Source organism: Nostoc sp. (assembly GCF_036916735.1).
In the GTDB taxonomy this organism is placed as follows: Bacteria; Cyanobacteriota; Cyanobacteriia; order Cyanobacteriales; family Nostocaceae; genus Nostoc.
Window position 1 is genome coordinate 1 of record NZ_JBALFV010000108.1, and the last position, 16,174, is coordinate 16,174.

The window sequence follows — 16,174 nt, forward strand, 5'->3', positions numbered from 1 at the left end:
TTTATGTCCTCATGAAACTCCCCACAGTGCCTGGTTCTAAGCAACAATGGTTTATGCACTGTGCCTACTAAGGATAGAAAAAGAGTGATTTTTCAATCTGTAATAGCTTTATTGCATCAGTTTTGGGGCGATCGCGGTTGTCTCATAGCCCAGCCTTACGATATTGAGAAGGGTGCTGGTACTAAAAATCCGCAGACATTTTTAAGAGCATTGGGACCGGAACCGTGGGCTGTTGCTTACGTTGAACCTTGTCGTCGCCCTACAGATGGGCGGTACGGCAAAAACCCTAACCGTTTCCAACAGTATTATCAGTACCAAGTTCTGATTAAGCCGTCGCCAGATAATATTCAGGAAATTTATCTTGATTCGTTAAGGGCTTTAGGTATTCGTCCTGAAGACCACGATATTCGGTTTGTGGAGGATAACTGGGAAGATGCAACGGTGGGAGCTTGGGGGACTGGGTGGGAAGTATGGTTAGATGGAATGGAAATTACTCAATTTACCTACTTCCAACAGTGTGGGGGTATTGATTGCCGTCCGGTGTCGATTGAGATTACATACGGGTTAGAGCGGCTGACAATGTATCTCCAGCAAGTAGAGGCAATTACTAAGATTCATTGGACGGACAACATTACTTATGGTGATGTTTATCTCCAAGGAGAGATTGAGCAGTGTACCTACAACTTTGAAGCGTCAAATCCTGAATTGCTACTGACACTATTTAATTTGTATGAGCAAGAAGCAACGCAATTGACGGAGCGAGGATTGGTCTTACCTAGCTTAGATTATGTAATGAAGTGTTCGCACACATTCAATCTGCTGGATGCTAGAGGTGTGATTTCGGTGACGGAGAGAACTCGCTATATTGCCAGGATTCGGCATTTGGCTAGGAAAATAGCTCATTTATATGTTGAGCAAAGGGAGAAGTTGGGTTTTCCGTTGCTCAAAAATTAAAAACTAGTCATACAGCCACCTGTTTTACAGCCAGTCTTAGTACAAGCTGTTTTAGAGTATACAGTTAAATCTCGTTATCAATATATTATTGATTGGCTGTTTTTAATTCCAATTATCTCTTATGTTCTTTGGGTAATACTTTCATTGTTTTGGTAGAAAAGTTTATGTATCAAACAATATAGACCATGTAAGTACTTGTTACCTAGTAAAATGATGTTTAAAAAGTATAATTTCTGACTAATTTGGGCGACTAGAAGTCGCGGCTACACAAACAAAACCTGCCTTCGCAGGTTAGCAAACTCTTGATTTTGCATTTTCTAAGCTAGGTATATCTTGATCATGTGGCTATTGCTAAAGATCGGAAATACCATTAAATCTTGAGCCTTGAACATTAAATTTACAAGGATAAGGCCCGCCTGTGCGGGCTTTGTTTGTATAAACTAGATGGTCAACACGTGCGATTCGTTGGGTAGAAACTAGCCTTGAAATAGGCAGAGGATTACCCGCAAGGTAACTGAACCTTGACAACTCAATCATCATGGTGGTGAGAAATTACGTTTTCAAGTCCACCCCTTCAGGTGCATGAAGTGACTGCACACAGAATACCTGACAAACAGGTATCCCCTACATGGGCGATTGGGAATCGGTTGTGTAAAGCGGGGGTGAAAGCCCAAGGGCAAGCGAGTCTATATGGATAGCGAAAGCGAAGTATGCGATAACCCGTCGTAACGTCGTTAGAGGTTAAATTCCTCAAGGAGAAGGAAACAAGGATAGGTGTTGATTCTTGTTATGCACTTCCAACTCTCCCGGCGGTTAGCAACATCCTAAACTAGACAAACAAATGATGATTGGGAACGAAGTAACCAACCTTTTTGCCTCCTATTGATTGGTCGAATTAATAGGTATGCTCCCAGCAAAATAGCAAATTGGTTGTAAGGATTGAGTCAAAAGCTAATGCCTGGAATAATCCCCAGGATATGCAGACGGACTCACGGTGATGTGTAATGTAGTAATTGATTAGCAATGTAAATGTCTAAAACACGGAATCGTCCGATGGTGGAATGGAAGAACGTCAACTGGAAATGGAAAGTGCGCTCGATGCGGCAGCAACCTAAAAGTTGGAGATTTAATTGAAACCGACCATAAAATCCCCCGTTCACAAGGGGGAAGAAACAAAAAGGATAATCTTCAACTATTACATAGGCATTGTCATGACAATAAAACAGCAGAAGATAAAAATGTCTTCAATTGAAGACAAAGAAATCATTATGCTGGAGTATCCATAACAAGGAACGCATTACTGAGGAGCGGAATGATGGGAAACCATCACGTTCCGTTCTGAAAGAGAGGTAGGGAAAGCTAACTTTCCCTATCGACTCTAACTTCTCCACAACTAAGCATCAAAATTTTTCAGTGTTGCTGATTATAGAAATGAAAAACTCACGCAGAGGCGCTCTAAGCGCAGATAATAAGAGTTTGGGATATTTTCTTTTTGAATTTCATAGCCAAATTCAGCAATGCCGATTTTGCTCTATTGCTGCCCTAGCTATTTTTAAGTCAGCTGCAAATTCGGGTTGTCAGGTGCTTTTACAAAAAGTCTTATGATTCAAACCAGTGGTGTAATTATTTGTCTTGGCTACATTTTTGGGTTGCTGTTTACAGCAGTTCCTTGGGGTGGTGTGTGGATTTTGGTTCTGGGGATAGTGGGAGCAATTTTTTTTAAAAGACGCACCACTTCACGGCAATTTGCTCAGAAACCAGAAAATACTGGAAGCAAAAATAAGGCACTGCCTAGCATTTGGCAAACTACTCCCCATCCTCGAATATGGCTAGCTGCTGGCTTGGTGGGATTATTAGCAACTCTATATTTTCAATGGCGAGTGCCGCAACCGGGTGCAAAAGATATTAGTCAGTTCGTCCCGCCTGGAAATAGCAGTAATCAAGAACAACTTGTAATTGTTCGTGGCGAAGTGGCGAGTAATCCGCGCTTAACTCGCAGTCAGCGAGGACAATTTTGGCTGAAAGCAACTCAGATAGATGAAGTCAAAAATGAAAAGGGTTCAGCAGGTGTGCCAAAAGGGGTTACGGGTAAATTGTATGTGACGGTGCCTATACTTCAAGCTACTGGGTTATACCCTAGTCAACAAATTGCTGTGACTGGGATTTTGTACAAACCAAAGGCGGCTTCCAATCCTGGTGGTTTCGATTTTCAGAAGTTTCTCAAGCAGGAAGGAACCTTTGCTGGTTTGATTGGAAGACAAATAAATGTTTTAGAGCAGCAACGTAAATGGGGATGGTGGCAAATTCGGGAGCGGATTGTGCGATCCCAAGTTCGTTGGTTGGGTATTCCTGAAGGACCTCTTGTCAGTGCAATGGTGTTGGGAAGCAAAGCTGTTGATTTACCCTACGATATCCGGGACTTATTTGTACAAGCTGGATTAGCTCATGCTTTAGCAGCTTCCGGGTTCCAAACTTCTTTGATTTTAAGTGTGATCTTACAGTTAACGAGGCGGGCAAGAAAAGGAACGCAATTTACCCTTGGCTTTTTGGCTTTAATCATTTTTCTGAGTTTAACAGGTTTTCAACCTGCGGTTCTCAGAGCCGTAATTATGGGTTTTGCGGCATTAGTTGGTTTGCTATTAAAAAGAAAAGTAAAACAGTTCGGCTCATTGCTATTAGCAGCAACTCTGTTATTAGTGTTTAATCCTCTATGGATTTGGGATTTAGGTTTTCAATTGAGTTTTTTAGCAACATTGGGATTAATCGTAACAGTACCTGCATTAGTCAATCGACTAGGATGGCTACCGCCTGCGATCGCTTCTTTAATTGCCGTTCCCTTAGCTGCCACTATTTGGACCTTACCTGTGCAACTTTTTGTCTTTGGAGTTGTACCATCTTATAGTCTGTTGTTGAATGTAGTTAGTACTCCTTTCATTTCGATTATTAGTATAGGTGGAATTATCAGTGCCTTAGTAGGTTTAATTTGGATTCAAGCTGGAAGTTTTTTAGCTGCGGTGTTGCATTACCCGACTGATTGGCTAATTAAATTAGTGGAATTTTTTAGCAAGCTGCCAGGAAATTCTGTTGCTGTAGGTAGTATATCTACTTTGCAAATTCTAGCGATTTATGCACTTATTATGTTGGTTTGGTTAGTGCCTTGGTGGCAAAAGCGGTGGTGGTTTGCTAATGTGATTGCCATTGGTTTAGTATTCATTCCTTTTTGGCATTCTACAAATACATTATTTAAGATAACTATATTAGAATCTGATACAGAACCAATTGTAGTTGTTCAAGATAGAGGTACTGTAACTGTAATTAATAGTGGCGATGAAGGGACAGGACGTTTCACAATTTTACCATTTTTACAACAACAGGGTATAAATCAAATTAATTGGGCAATCGCAACTGATTTCCAAGGCAATGAGAGTAATGCTTGGTTGGAATTACTGCAACGTTTACCTATCAAAAATTTTTATGAATATTCTCCCAAGCCAGAAAATTCCATTGCTACTCAGGCAATTCAACAAGAACTACAAAAGTACCAAGGATCTTACCAAGCATTAGCAGTTGGTCAAGCTGTGAAAACAAGTTCAATAGTGGCACAATTAATCAACGATCAATTACCCATCTTACAATTGCAAATTTTAGATCGTAATTGGTTATTAGTAGGGAATATTAAGTCTAAAGAGGTACAGCAATTAGTTAAGAGTGGGAGTTTACCTCGTCCCCAAGTGTTATGGTGTGCCCCTCAGTCATTAAAAGATTTAGTTATTGCTCTGCAACCACAAGTAGCGATCGCTTCTTCTGCTAACTTTGATACAAAAGCTTTATCTGAACTAAATCAAAACCAAACGAAACTATTTTTGACAGGACGAGATGGGGCTATTCAATGGACGCCTAACGGTGAGTTTGAGGCATTTATTGAAGCTACAGAAAATAAGTCTTCTGTCTTATAACAACTCCAAAAAAAAGTAAATTAAAAAGCACAATATGGTTATTCAGCTATTATAGAGCATTTATAGTAAAATACAAGTTTATTAAACTGCATAATTTAAAACTGCTAACATTACAAAATCTCTATCCAAGCCTTTTAATTAACTTGAGTTGATTACAAAAATTTTCAAGACTGGTAAAATTTTCTATTTTTAATCATATTAACTCCAAAAATATTAAACTTTGACTTATGAATATTCTCAAAAATGACGTAAGAAATCCTTAATACCTAATGCCCTATTTGCAATTTTGTCCATGACAACACACTATAAATAATCTTAATCAAAAACTAGCTAATAATAGTGAGCACACTTTAATAATTATAATTAAAGTATAAGTATTATTATAGGTCAGTTTGTACAGTTTGTTTATAGTAAAATCACTTATTAATGTTGGATTAGTAGTAAAAATGTAGGATTTAAATATAACTTGATACAAGCAGAAACAGCATTAAAAAAGCTTTTAAAGTAAATCTAATAGTAATATTATATTAGAATTATGCTCTTGTAACTTATTCGGACGCAATCAAGCCACATAAACATATCAATATTAAAATGTGGTTTTAACTACGTTATTTCATTGAGTTAGTAAGATAAACTTGCTGTATGTATGTCATCAAACTACTTAGCTACATCTAGTAATCAAACAGGCATAAGCAATGAGTAAAGAATCAACGAAAGTAATATTATGGGAAGAAAATCAAAAAGATTTTCTAAAAAAGTTCTACGATCTCCAATTTACTCCCAGAGTCGGAGAGGAAGTATACCTAAAAAAGGAGAAATGGAAAGTAACCAGAGTTGAGCATGATGTAGAAATTAGTGAGATTAATGTCTACATGGAATTAATCAAAAAAGCCAAGCAGGATAAATCATCTAATTTTTAAATACAAGTAAATACACTCAACTATTATCAAAGGGAGGTTATTAGCCTCCCTTAATTCTGAGAATGAATAGATTCTCAGGTGTAATTTGTTAATATTTATGCAAGCCATAATTGCACAACAACAGTTGCAGCCAAATGGTAGCGATCGCTATGTAACGATACACTATAAAAGTAAAGAAATGTAAATAAATTAAATTTTGCAACCGTGGAAAACATTACATTGGGGCAAAATGGCCCAGTTGTTACACCCTTGTGCATAGGCACTTGGGCTTGGGGTGATAAACTATTTTGGAATTATGGCAGTGCCTACGGTCCAGAACAGTTACAAGAAGCCTTTACCGCAGCCTTAGAAGCTGGTATTACCTTCTTTGATACTGCCGAAGTTTACGGAATGGGAAAGAGCGAGAAATTTTTGGGACAATTTCTGCAACATACACAACAACCTGTACAAATAGCCACAAAATTTGGTCCCCTACCGTGGCGATTTACAGCCCAATCCGTCTCTGATGCTTTAACAGCCAGCCTCAAACGGCTACAACTTGAGCGAATCGCCCTGTATCAAGTGCATTGGCCTTTTGCTTTCTTTTTAAGCCAAGAAACTTTGATGAATGCCCTAGCGGATGAAGTGAAGGAGGGTAGGATTGCCGCAGTCGGTGTTAGTAATTACTCAGCAGAGCAAATGCGAGATGTACATCAAATATTGGCGGCTCGTGGAGTGCCTTTGGCTGTGAACCAAGTACGCTATTCTTTACTAAGTCGTCAAGTTGAAAGCAAAGGTATTACAGCAACTGCCCGTGAGTTGGGTGTGACTATTTTGGCTTATAGTCCTCTAGCACAGGGATTACTTACAGGCAAGTACAGTATTGATAGTACTCAAACCCCCACTGGTGCGAGGAAAGTAGACCCGCGATTTAACAAAGAAGGACTGCAAAAAATTGCCCCAGTTATATCTTTGCTACACAACTTCGGGGAAAAATACGATCGCACTCCTGCTCAAGTTGCTCTTAACTGGTTAATTGCTCAGGAAAATGTTATTCCTATTGCTGGGGTGAAGACAGCTGAACAGGTACGGCAGAATGCTGGTGCTTTGGGCTGGAGATTGAGTGACGATGAAATTGGAGAGTTAGAACTAGTTAGTCGTCCTTGGCTGTAGTATTTTTGAATTACTAAATACAGTAGACAAATTTCTGACACTACTAGCTTCCAACCTGGTAATAAGTCTGGTAGTGTCAGTTTATTATTATCCTACAAAAATATTGGTTCTTGGTTAAGTTGAGAAACTGTCAGCGTCAATTTGTCAGAATCAATCAAGATACCAACTGTACATCCAAGTTGTAGGAATAACTGAATTTTTTCTACCATTGGTTTGATGCGGTCTGACTTAGATTTTATCTCTACCATCAAATCAGACACCAGTTGCACAAAGTCGCGCTTGCTTGTTTTTAATCTATCAGCACGAACAAAAGATACATTAGGAGCGCGAAAATTTCGTTTTTCGTTATCAGCTTCTTTCCTGTTTTCAATGTCTAATGTAGGCAAAATAAATTACCCAAAAAGCTAAAAAGTCAAGAGCCAAAGTCAAAATATTGACTCCTAACTCTCAACTCTGCCAATTTTAGATTTTGGTCGCACCTTTAGTGCGCTTCCAGCACAATTTAGATTTTGGTGAAGCAGCGCGGTCTTGGGGGTTCCCCCCATGAGCGACTGCTGTTAGCGCAGCGTTAGCGACGCAGGAGCGTCACCCGAAGGGATTGAAGAAAAAATCTAAAATCCAAAATTGATTAACTTCTAACTTTTGACTAAGAAGCTGATTCTCTCGTTGTAGGTGAACCTAGCTTTTTAGGAGATGCAGAGGACTCACGACTTGTCCGCAGTTTGGGCTTGGGAGAAGAATGTTTTTCTTCTTCACCATTGCTGCTATCTGATTTCCACGCAGAACGGGGGCGATCGCTAGAAGATTCACGACGCTTACTGAGTCTTGGTTTGGGAGTGGAGGATTCCTCTTGGGGAATTTCCACGTCTGAACTCAACCAAGCGGGACGAGTTTGATCGTAAGCAATTTGCAGTGCAGCTGCGGCGATCGCTTGAGCATCGTATTCTTCAATTAGTTCGCTAACAATCGGTAAGAATGAAGCCAAACGCTCACCTGTCAAAGCTTCCCGCACCTGTTCCTGTAATTTCAGAATGTGTCGTGCTTCAATCTGGGCGCGTGTAGGAATTGACAGCAATTGCCAACTTTGGCGGTTATGACGTTCAAATGTTTGCTGCTTGCGCCGCTCAAATGGTTGTACTAAAGAAATTGCTGTTCCTTCCTTACCAGCACGACCAGTACGACCAATGCGATGGACGTAAGTTTCTACACTATCGGGTAAGTCGTAGTTGATTACATGAGAGAGTTGATCGACATCTAAGCCTCGTGCTGCAATATCAGTTGCTACCACCCAGCGAACTTGACGGTTACGGAATCTGCTTAATAACCGTTCCCGCGCTTGTTGCGACAAGTCACCGTGGTATTCATCAACACTGTGACCAGCCCCTTGTAACTGACTGGTGAGTTCTGCGGCTGTGCGTCTAGTGCGGACAAAGATTAAAGCTGTTTCTGGATCTTCCATTTCCAGAATTGGTTGTAAAGCTTTAGCTTTTGTCCAGTGGCGGGGGATCAAGTAAGCTACTTGATTAATCTTGTTGGGAGCAGCTTTTGGCTGTTCAACGGTGACAGTTGCAGGCGATCGCAAGAACTTGTTCACCAACATCCGAATCGATGGTGGCATTGTTGCCGAGAATAAAGCTGTTTGGCGTTCTACGGGCGCTTGCGAGAGGATTTTTATCACATCGTCAATAAAGCCCATGCTCAACATTTCATCAGCTTCATCTAACACAAACCACTTGACTTGATCGAGCTTTAAACAGCCGCGATCGAGCAAATCGATTACCCGTCCAGGAGTGCCCACAACCATGTGCACGCCACGTTTGAGTTGTAACATTTGGCGGTCAATTGATTGACCACCATAGATTGCTAACACCCGCAATCCTTCATTGCCAATGAATTGCCCGATCGCATCGTGAACTTGCATCGCTAATTCACGAGTTGGTGTTAAAACTATGGCTTGCACGGCTTTTTGATTAACATCTAAGCGCTCTAAAATTGGCAGTGAAAATGCTGCCGTTTTTCCTGTTCCAGTTTGAGATTGACCTACTACATCACGACCGGCTAGTAATTGGGGAATTGCTTGCACTTGAATGTTAGTGGGTTCGGTAAAACCGATTTTTTCTAGTTGTTCAACACGTTCTTGAGAAATACCTAATTCTTGAAATGAAAGAGTCATTAATTCGTCCTAAATTTTACGTAAGGATATTGGATTAGTCATTAGTCATTAGTTATTGGCTATTAGTCAGCCAAGGACAGTAGCTAAGCCTCAACTCTTAGAGAGGCTACGCCAATAAATCCGCCAGCGTTTTAGGTAAACCCTCATGAAAACTGCCATTAATGCAGCATTGACCTTAGTATAAGGATGAATCTGTAAGGGTCATTTAACAAAAGACAAATGACAATTTAGTTATTAACTACTTGACCATAGAGGTCGTATGTATCAGCGTGGTGAATCGCTATTGGGACGATGGTTCCTAACTTTGCTTGGCCTTTGACATACACCAGACCATCAACCTCTGGGGAAAATCTACCTGAACGACCGATTAATTCACCACTTTCAGGATTTTCTTGCTCAATCAGAACATCGACGATTTTGCCTACTTCCTGTTGATTTTTATTTTGAGAAATCGGTTGCTGGATTTCCATAATTTGGTATCGGCGCTCGTCCATTACCAATTGGGGCAACTGATTTGGCAACTTGTAAGCTGGGGTTCCTTCCTCAGAGGAAAAGGTGAAGACACCAACATGGTCAAATTCATGCCGTTGAACAAACTCTAGTAGATGCTCAAAATGCTCGCTTGTTTCTCCTGGAAAACCAACAATAAATGTTGTCCGCAGTACGGCTGTTGGTAGCGCCGTTTTGATGCGATCTATAATCCCATCATTTACCCGTCCTTGCCAAGGGCGGTTCATGGCCCGGAGAATATCTGGATGAGAATGTTGCAAGGGCAAATCCAGATAAGGCAATACGTTGGGTGTTTCTTGGATCGCCGCTATCACATCTGGGGTCAGTCCCGTGGGATAAGCGTAGTGCATTCTAATCCACGGTATATCTACTTTCCCTAAAGCGCGAAGTAATTCGGCTAATTTTGGCTTACCGTAAATATCTAAACCGTAATTAGTGGTGATTTGGGAAATTAGAATAATTTCCTTTACCCCTTGACTAACTAACTGCTCGGCTTCGGCGACTATAGATTCAATAGTACGCGATCGCTGGTTGCCTCGAAGATGAGGAATGATACAAAATGCACAACGATAATCACATCCTTCTGCAACCCGCAGGTAAGCTACGCCCTCAGTTGTAGTGCGATAGCGCGGTGTAGTTTCATCAGCGATGTAGGTTGGTTCGATACTAACCTGTTTAACCCGTTCGCCTTGTTCTACACGCTCAATTACATTTACAATTTTGTGATAATCACCTGTACCAACCACCGCTACTGCTTCCGGCAACTCTTCCAAAAGTTGTTCTTGGAAATGTTGCGCCATACAGCCAGTGATTACGATTTTTTTGTTTGCCTCTGCCAGTTCTACCAAAGTTCTGACAGATTCTTGCCGGGCTGCTTCAATAAAACTACAAGTATTAACAATAACGTAATCTGCTAACTCTTCATTTGTATCTACACCGTAGCCTGCTTCTACGAGCATTCCCAGCATGTGTTCTGTATCAATTCGGTTTTTCTCGCAGCCCAGGTGAGAAATAGCAATTGTTGGCTTGTCACCCATATTTTGAAAAAATCTTCATTCTTTTCTTCTTGTAATCAAACATTCTGGCGCAAAATTCAGCTTTTTTGCTATTAGCATTCTCATGAAAATAGCGTAGTAGCAAATATCCACTGTCAGTAACTGTCCGTGGATTCATAACCCTATCAATAAAATAAAAATAGAGGTCATGTTATGATATTTCTATCAATCTGTTCCCCAGGGTAAATTGAAGTGTCTTTGGGTACATTTGACACTCATAATCTTTTTTAACAATTCGCTTATTGGTATTTTACATTACCACAGCGTGTGCGTTGTTAATTTACCCATCGGGAAGCCGCCCAAGGGGCTTGTTGTGAGAAGTCGCTACCCTCCGGGAAATCGACGAAAGCGACTACGCTTATAAAGCAGTAATGCTAGCCTTGCGATTGGCAAGTCCTACGACTGGGCGCGGACAATACGCTTAAACCACGGAAAGCTGCTTCGCGTCTAGTGAGTGGCAAACTCCTCTTGTAGCCAAGTTTTATCTTAACATATCTTATGAGAGGTTGGAGGCCATTTTCCATCTAAGGAAGGAGGTAATAAACCGACTATCATAAAACACATTTGACTAGTTAATCAAAAGTCAAAAGTCAAGGGTCATGTAGTCAATAGTCAAAAATTCTGGACTCTGGACTTTGCGAGGCGGATTAAAGACGTGGACTTATATCAATTATTTAAAACTCGCTCACCGATTATTGGCGTGGTTCACCTGCTACCACTGCCGACCTCACCTCGTTGGGGAGGTAGTTTAAAAGCGGTGATTGACCGCGCCGAACAAGAAGCTGCCGCCCTAGCAAGTGGAGGGATTGACGGGCTGATTGTGGAGAATTTTTTTGACGCGCCGTTTACCAAAAACCAAGTTGATCCTGTGGTTGTGAGTGCCATGACCATTGTGGTGCAACGGATACAAAATTTGGTGACTTTGCCTGTAGGCTTAAATGTTTTGCGAAACGACGCTAAAAGTGCAATAGCGATCGCTAGCTGTGTGCAGGCGCAATTCATCCGCGTCAACGTTCTCACAGGAGTGATGGCAACCGATCAAGGATTAATTGAGGGAGAAGCCCATCAATTACTCCGCTATCGACGGGAGTTAGGCTGTGATGTTAAAATCCTGGCCGATGTGTTGGTGAAACACGCCCGTCCTTTGAGTTCTCCAAATCTCACAGTTGCCGTAAAAGACACCATTGAAAGGGGTTTAGCAGACGGAGTGATTTTATCTGGTTGGGCTACTGGTAGTCCACCTAACTTAGAAGATTTGGAACTAGCTTGTGGTGCAGCAAGTGGCACACCAGTGTTCATCGGTAGTGGGGCGAATTGGGAAAATATTGATACATTAATGCAAGCAGCAGATGGTGTGATAGTTTCCAGTTCACTGAAACGTCACGGACGTATAGAGCAACCAATTGACCCAATTCGCGTCAGTCAATTTGTTGAAGCTGCGCGTCGCAATTGGAACTCCACAGGTGAAAACAAGCCCGCAGAACAAGTAAAGTTACATTCTTAGAAAGTAGGGAAAGAGAGTTAGGAGTAGAGACGCGATTAATCGCGTCTGTACAGGAGTTATAAGTTTTAAATTAATTGTTCCTAATTTCTGATTCTTAACTCATCACTCCTGACTCCTTACTCTTAACTCCTAACTTTTAACATTCCCCATCCCCCAATATTTATGATTCGCCGTCGTTCTACTCCTTGGATTCATAAATGGTCACGTCCATTGATTGCCGCGATCGCTGGATGTGGTGCGCTGATAACAGGTTATCTCGCCATAGAAAAGTTAACAGGAGGCAGTGCAGCTTGTATGGCACAAGCTGGTGTCAAGGGCTGTAATGATGTACTTTCTAGCCCTTGGGCAACGGTTTTTGGTCAGCCATTAGCTTTGTTTGGGTTTTTGGCATACATCAGTATGGTGATATTTGCTTTGGCTCCCTTGGCATTCAACTCAGGGGAAAAGAATAGTCGCAAGCAAGTGGAAAATTGGACGTGGTTGCTGCTGCTGGCAGGTGCGATCGCAATGTCTGTCTTTAGCGGCTACTTAATGTACGTGCTAGCATCTCAAATCAAAGCTATTTGTCCTTACTGTATCGGTTCAGCTTTGTTCTCCCTAAGTCTTTTGGTACTGACGATTATCGGTAGGACTTGGGAAGATATTGGACAAATCTTCTTTACCGCGATTATTGTAGGGATGGTGACGCTGATCGGCACTTTAGGCGTTTATGCTGGCGTGAATAAATCAGATGTTACACCTGGAACTCCAGGACAACCCACAAAAATTATCTTTAATTCCAAAGGAGACCCTAACCCAGCCTTCGGTTGGGAAGTTACTACTACTTCTGGTGAGGCAGAAAGAGCCTTAGCACGCCATCTGTCAAAGGTAGGTGCGAAGGAATATACGGCTTACTGGTGTCCTCACTGCCATGAACAAAAGCTGCTTTTTGGTAAAGAAGCCGAGGAAATAATCAATAAAAATATTAAGGTAGAGTGCGCTGCCGACGGACTCAACGCTCAAACAGAACTGTGTAAAGCCGCAAAAATTGAAGGCTTCCCTACTTGGATCATCAATGGTAAAAGCTATAGCGGAGTCCAAAACTTAAAAGAACTAGCGAAAGTTTCTGGTTACACTGGTCCTGATGACTTCAAGTATTTCAAGTAATCCACCTAGCGGTAAGGTTTAGTTCACACCCAGTCAACTGGATAAATACAGCAAAGTCTGTTTCCAGTTGGCTTTTTTGTTTTTGGTAATAGATAATAGGTGTTGTCCAATATCCATTAATGTCAACTTAAGCTAGAAATAGCTTAGGGACTTCAAATAAAAAAATATCCAACTATTTATTGTGGCGTGAGCGTCTCGCCCGCCCGGTAAGGAAAGGCGGGCAAGACTCCGGCGTGAGCGGTCAGTCGAACGCTGCCTACACCACAAATGAACTCACTTTCAACAATATTTATACTTAATTTGTGCTAATAGCCACAAAAGTCCCAGTTACTGTTTGACCAAATAATTGGCCTCAATATATGGTAATACATCACAAGTACCACAATATCTTGAACAACCTGATTGAATTGAAAACTCTTAGAAACTCTATTTAGCTCTTCCTTGAACTATGTTAATCCGATAGTTAATAGCTATAGAAAATAGAGAATATTTCTCCCCAGTAGTGTAATGGGAATAAATCAGCAGTTAAACACGCGTTTTGTGAAGTTAATCTTTAAACTGAAACAATCGCTTGGTCAAAGACACAGAGAATTGATTACTGCCGCCAGCGTTGCAGTATGCGTCCTGCTTTTATACTCCATTGGATTATTACAATTTTTGGAGTTGGCAGGTTTGGATCAATTTTTTTGCTTACGTCCAAATGAACCGCCAGAACAGCGCATTACTATCGTAGTGATTGATGAAGCCGATTTAAAGGAAGTAGGTTCGTGGCCGATTTCAGATGCGAAGATTGCCGAGTTGTTACAAAAATTGAACGTCCACAAACCCCGTGCTATTGGCTTAGATATCTACCGAAATTTGCCAGTAGAGCCTGGTCATCAAGAACTTCTTAATGCTTATAAGTTAATGCCCTATTTGATTGGTATTGAGCTACTGGCAAATGTCAAAAACCTTAATGTTTCACCTCCATTAGGGCTAAATCAGGATCAAGTGGGCTTTAATAACGTGCTGTACGATCTTGATGGTAAAGTGCGTCGCAGTTTGCTATATTGGCACGTTAATAATCAGGTACACGAAAGTTTTGCTCTGAAGTTGGCTTTATTGTATTTAAAGTCAGAAAATATTACTCCCATCAAAGCAAAAAGCAACCCTGAGTATTTGCAATTGGGTAAGGCAGTATTTACTCGTTTTGAGGCTAATGATGGTGCTTATGTCGGAGCTGATGCTAGAGGCTACCAAATTTTAAGCAATTTTCCCAAACCCAAATGTCAAAGTTCGTCTGGAGAACTTTGTAATTTTCGCCACGTATCGATGAGAGATGTACTGGCAGATAAAGTCGAAGCAAACTTAATCAAAGATCGGATTATACTTATTGGCTCCACTGCACCCAGTCTCCAAGATTTTATATTTATTCCCTACTCCAGCAGTGTAATGGGTCTAGCAAAGCCTGTACCTGGTATTCAATTGCAGGCTTATTTTATTAGTGAATTAATCTCTGCTGCTGTTGATGGAAGACCATTATTGAAAGTCTGGCCTGACTTGGTGGAATACTTGTGGGTTTTTGTTTGGTCTTATCTGGGAGCCGTGATGATATGGCGGATACGAAACGCAACTAGGAGTCTTCTCTGTATCCTAGTTTCTTGTTTTGTATTGACCGTGAGTGCATACCTTGCTTTCTTGTTTGGTTGGTGGATACCTCTGATTCCCTCACTGCTTTGCTTTGGCATTTCAGCTATTTGGATGACTAGTTATATTGCTCACATGCAGGAAGAGTGGAAACGTTCCAAAGAATTTTTGTATCACGTTATTAACACGATTCCCGATCCAATTTTTGTGAAAAATGAACGACACCAGTGGGTTGTTTTAAATGAGGCATATTGTCGATTTATCGGTTATCCAAATAAGTTATTAATTGAAAAGTCAGACTATAACTTTTTTCCAAAACATGAAGCTGATGTATTTCGAGAACAGGACGATCTTGTTTTTCTGACTCAGCAACCTCAAGAACATGAAGAAGAATTTACAAATGTACATGGTCAGACTTATAAAATTGCCACTAAGCGATCGCTCCATGAAGACTCAGCTGGCAATTTATTTTTAGTTGGTGTTATCCGAGATATTACTCAGCGCAAGGTCATGGAAGAACAGCTTAAGCTTAATGCTGCTGAACTATTGTGTTCTAACAATGAATTAAAACTCAAAGAAGACCAATTGCGTTATTTAGCGTATCACGACCCCCTCACTGGTTTATCCAATCGCAAATTTTTTGTTGAACAACTTTGTGAGTCGTTACATTGGGCACAACACAACAACTTGTTGCTAGGACTGCTGTTTATCGATCTAGATGGCTTTAAGCAAGTCAATGATACTTTGGGACACAAGATGGGCGATCGCTTGCTAATGACTATCGCCGAACAACTCAGCAACTCTTTACGCGCTAGTGATACAGTTTCTCGTTTGGGTGGCGATGAATTTACTGTGATTTTACGGGCAATTCCTAATGATCAAATAGCTGCTAAAATTGCCGCAAAAATTTTAACCAGTATTAGCAAGCCGGTTGTCTTGGATGGCTATGCGATTCGAGTCTCTGCCAGTATTGGCATTAGTATTTATCCATACAACAGTCAAGACAGTGAAACTTTAATGAAACAAGCAGATGCAGCAATGTACCGTGCCAAGCATCTGGGTAAAAATCGCTACGAATTTGCTTAATTAGTCAATAGTCAAGTCCCCAGGTTTTTTTCTTTCTAGTTACAATTTTTACCTTAAAATTAGGAATGACGAGTAAAGATACGTCCAAAGGA

At 40.9% G+C, this 16,174-nt stretch carries 10 protein-coding genes and 1 pseudogene; 8 read left to right on the forward strand and 3 right to left on the reverse strand.

The features are described 5' to 3' along the window. The first annotated feature begins 84 nt into the window (after positions 1–84). The 5 genes from glyQ to V7L20_RS26325 all read left to right on the forward strand — a co-directional run bounded on the left by glyQ (position 85) and on the right by V7L20_RS26325 (position 6,982). On the forward strand, positions 85–954 hold the full coding sequence (glyQ, locus tag V7L20_RS26305; RefSeq protein ID WP_334746904.1) for a glycine--tRNA ligase subunit alpha: 870 nt from the start codon (positions 85–87) through the stop codon (positions 952–954). Positions 955–2,101: 1,147 nt separating this feature from the next. Continuing rightward, positions 2,102–2,206, forward strand: a complete 105-nt coding sequence (locus tag V7L20_RS26310) for an HNH endonuclease (protein WP_334747115.1) — start codon at positions 2,102–2,104, stop codon at positions 2,204–2,206. Between the two features lie 349 nt (positions 2,207–2,555). Continuing rightward, positions 2,556–4,910 carry a ComEC/Rec2 family competence protein gene (locus V7L20_RS26315; protein WP_334746905.1) on the forward strand — a complete coding sequence of 785 codons (2,355 nt, stop codon included), beginning with the start codon at positions 2,556–2,558 and terminating at the stop codon, positions 4,908–4,910. A gap of 695 nt (positions 4,911–5,605) precedes the next feature. Next, positions 5,606–5,830, forward strand: a complete 225-nt coding sequence (locus V7L20_RS26320; protein WP_334746906.1) for a hypothetical protein — start codon at positions 5,606–5,608, stop codon at positions 5,828–5,830. Positions 5,831–6,034: 204 nt separating this feature from the next. Beyond that, positions 6,035–6,982 carry an aldo/keto reductase gene (locus tag V7L20_RS26325; RefSeq protein WP_334746907.1) on the forward strand — a complete coding sequence of 316 codons (948 nt, stop codon included), beginning with the start codon at positions 6,035–6,037 and terminating at the stop codon, positions 6,980–6,982. A 29-nt stretch (positions 6,983–7,011) separates the two neighbouring features. Here V7L20_RS26325 and V7L20_RS26330 read toward each other — a convergent pair. The 3 genes and pseudogenes from V7L20_RS26330 to rimO all read right to left on the reverse strand — a co-directional run. Continuing rightward, positions 7,012–7,374: pseudogene (locus tag V7L20_RS26330) on the reverse strand (Uma2 family endonuclease); the annotation flags it as partial. A gap of 254 nt (positions 7,375–7,628) precedes the next feature. Further along, complete coding sequence (locus tag V7L20_RS26335) at positions 7,629–9,155, reverse strand: DEAD/DEAH box helicase (RefSeq protein WP_334746908.1); 1,527 nt, start codon at positions 9,153–9,155, stop codon at positions 7,629–7,631. Positions 9,156–9,382: 227 nt separating this feature from the next. Next, positions 9,383–10,702, reverse strand: coding sequence for a 30S ribosomal protein S12 methylthiotransferase RimO (gene rimO, locus V7L20_RS26340; protein ID WP_334746909.1), 1,320 nt, complete (start codon positions 10,700–10,702; stop codon positions 9,383–9,385). A gap of 673 nt (positions 10,703–11,375) precedes the next feature. Between rimO and btpA the strand changes: the two genes are divergently transcribed. The 3 genes from btpA to V7L20_RS26355 all read left to right on the forward strand — a co-directional run bounded on the left by btpA (position 11,376) and on the right by V7L20_RS26355 (position 16,082). After that, positions 11,376–12,224, forward strand: a complete 849-nt coding sequence (btpA, locus tag V7L20_RS26345; RefSeq protein WP_334746910.1) for a photosystem I biogenesis protein BtpA — start codon at positions 11,376–11,378, stop codon at positions 12,222–12,224. A gap of 162 nt (positions 12,225–12,386) precedes the next feature. Next, positions 12,387–13,370: a vitamin K epoxide reductase family protein gene (locus tag V7L20_RS26350; RefSeq protein WP_334746911.1), complete on the forward strand. Its 984-nt coding sequence runs from the start codon at positions 12,387–12,389 to the stop codon at positions 13,368–13,370. Positions 13,371–13,877: 507 nt separating this feature from the next. Then, a complete protein-coding gene (locus tag V7L20_RS26355) occupies positions 13,878–16,082 on the forward strand; it encodes a CHASE2 domain-containing protein (protein WP_442943644.1) in 2,205 nt (734 codons plus the stop codon). Positions 16,083–16,174 lie beyond the last annotated feature (92 nt).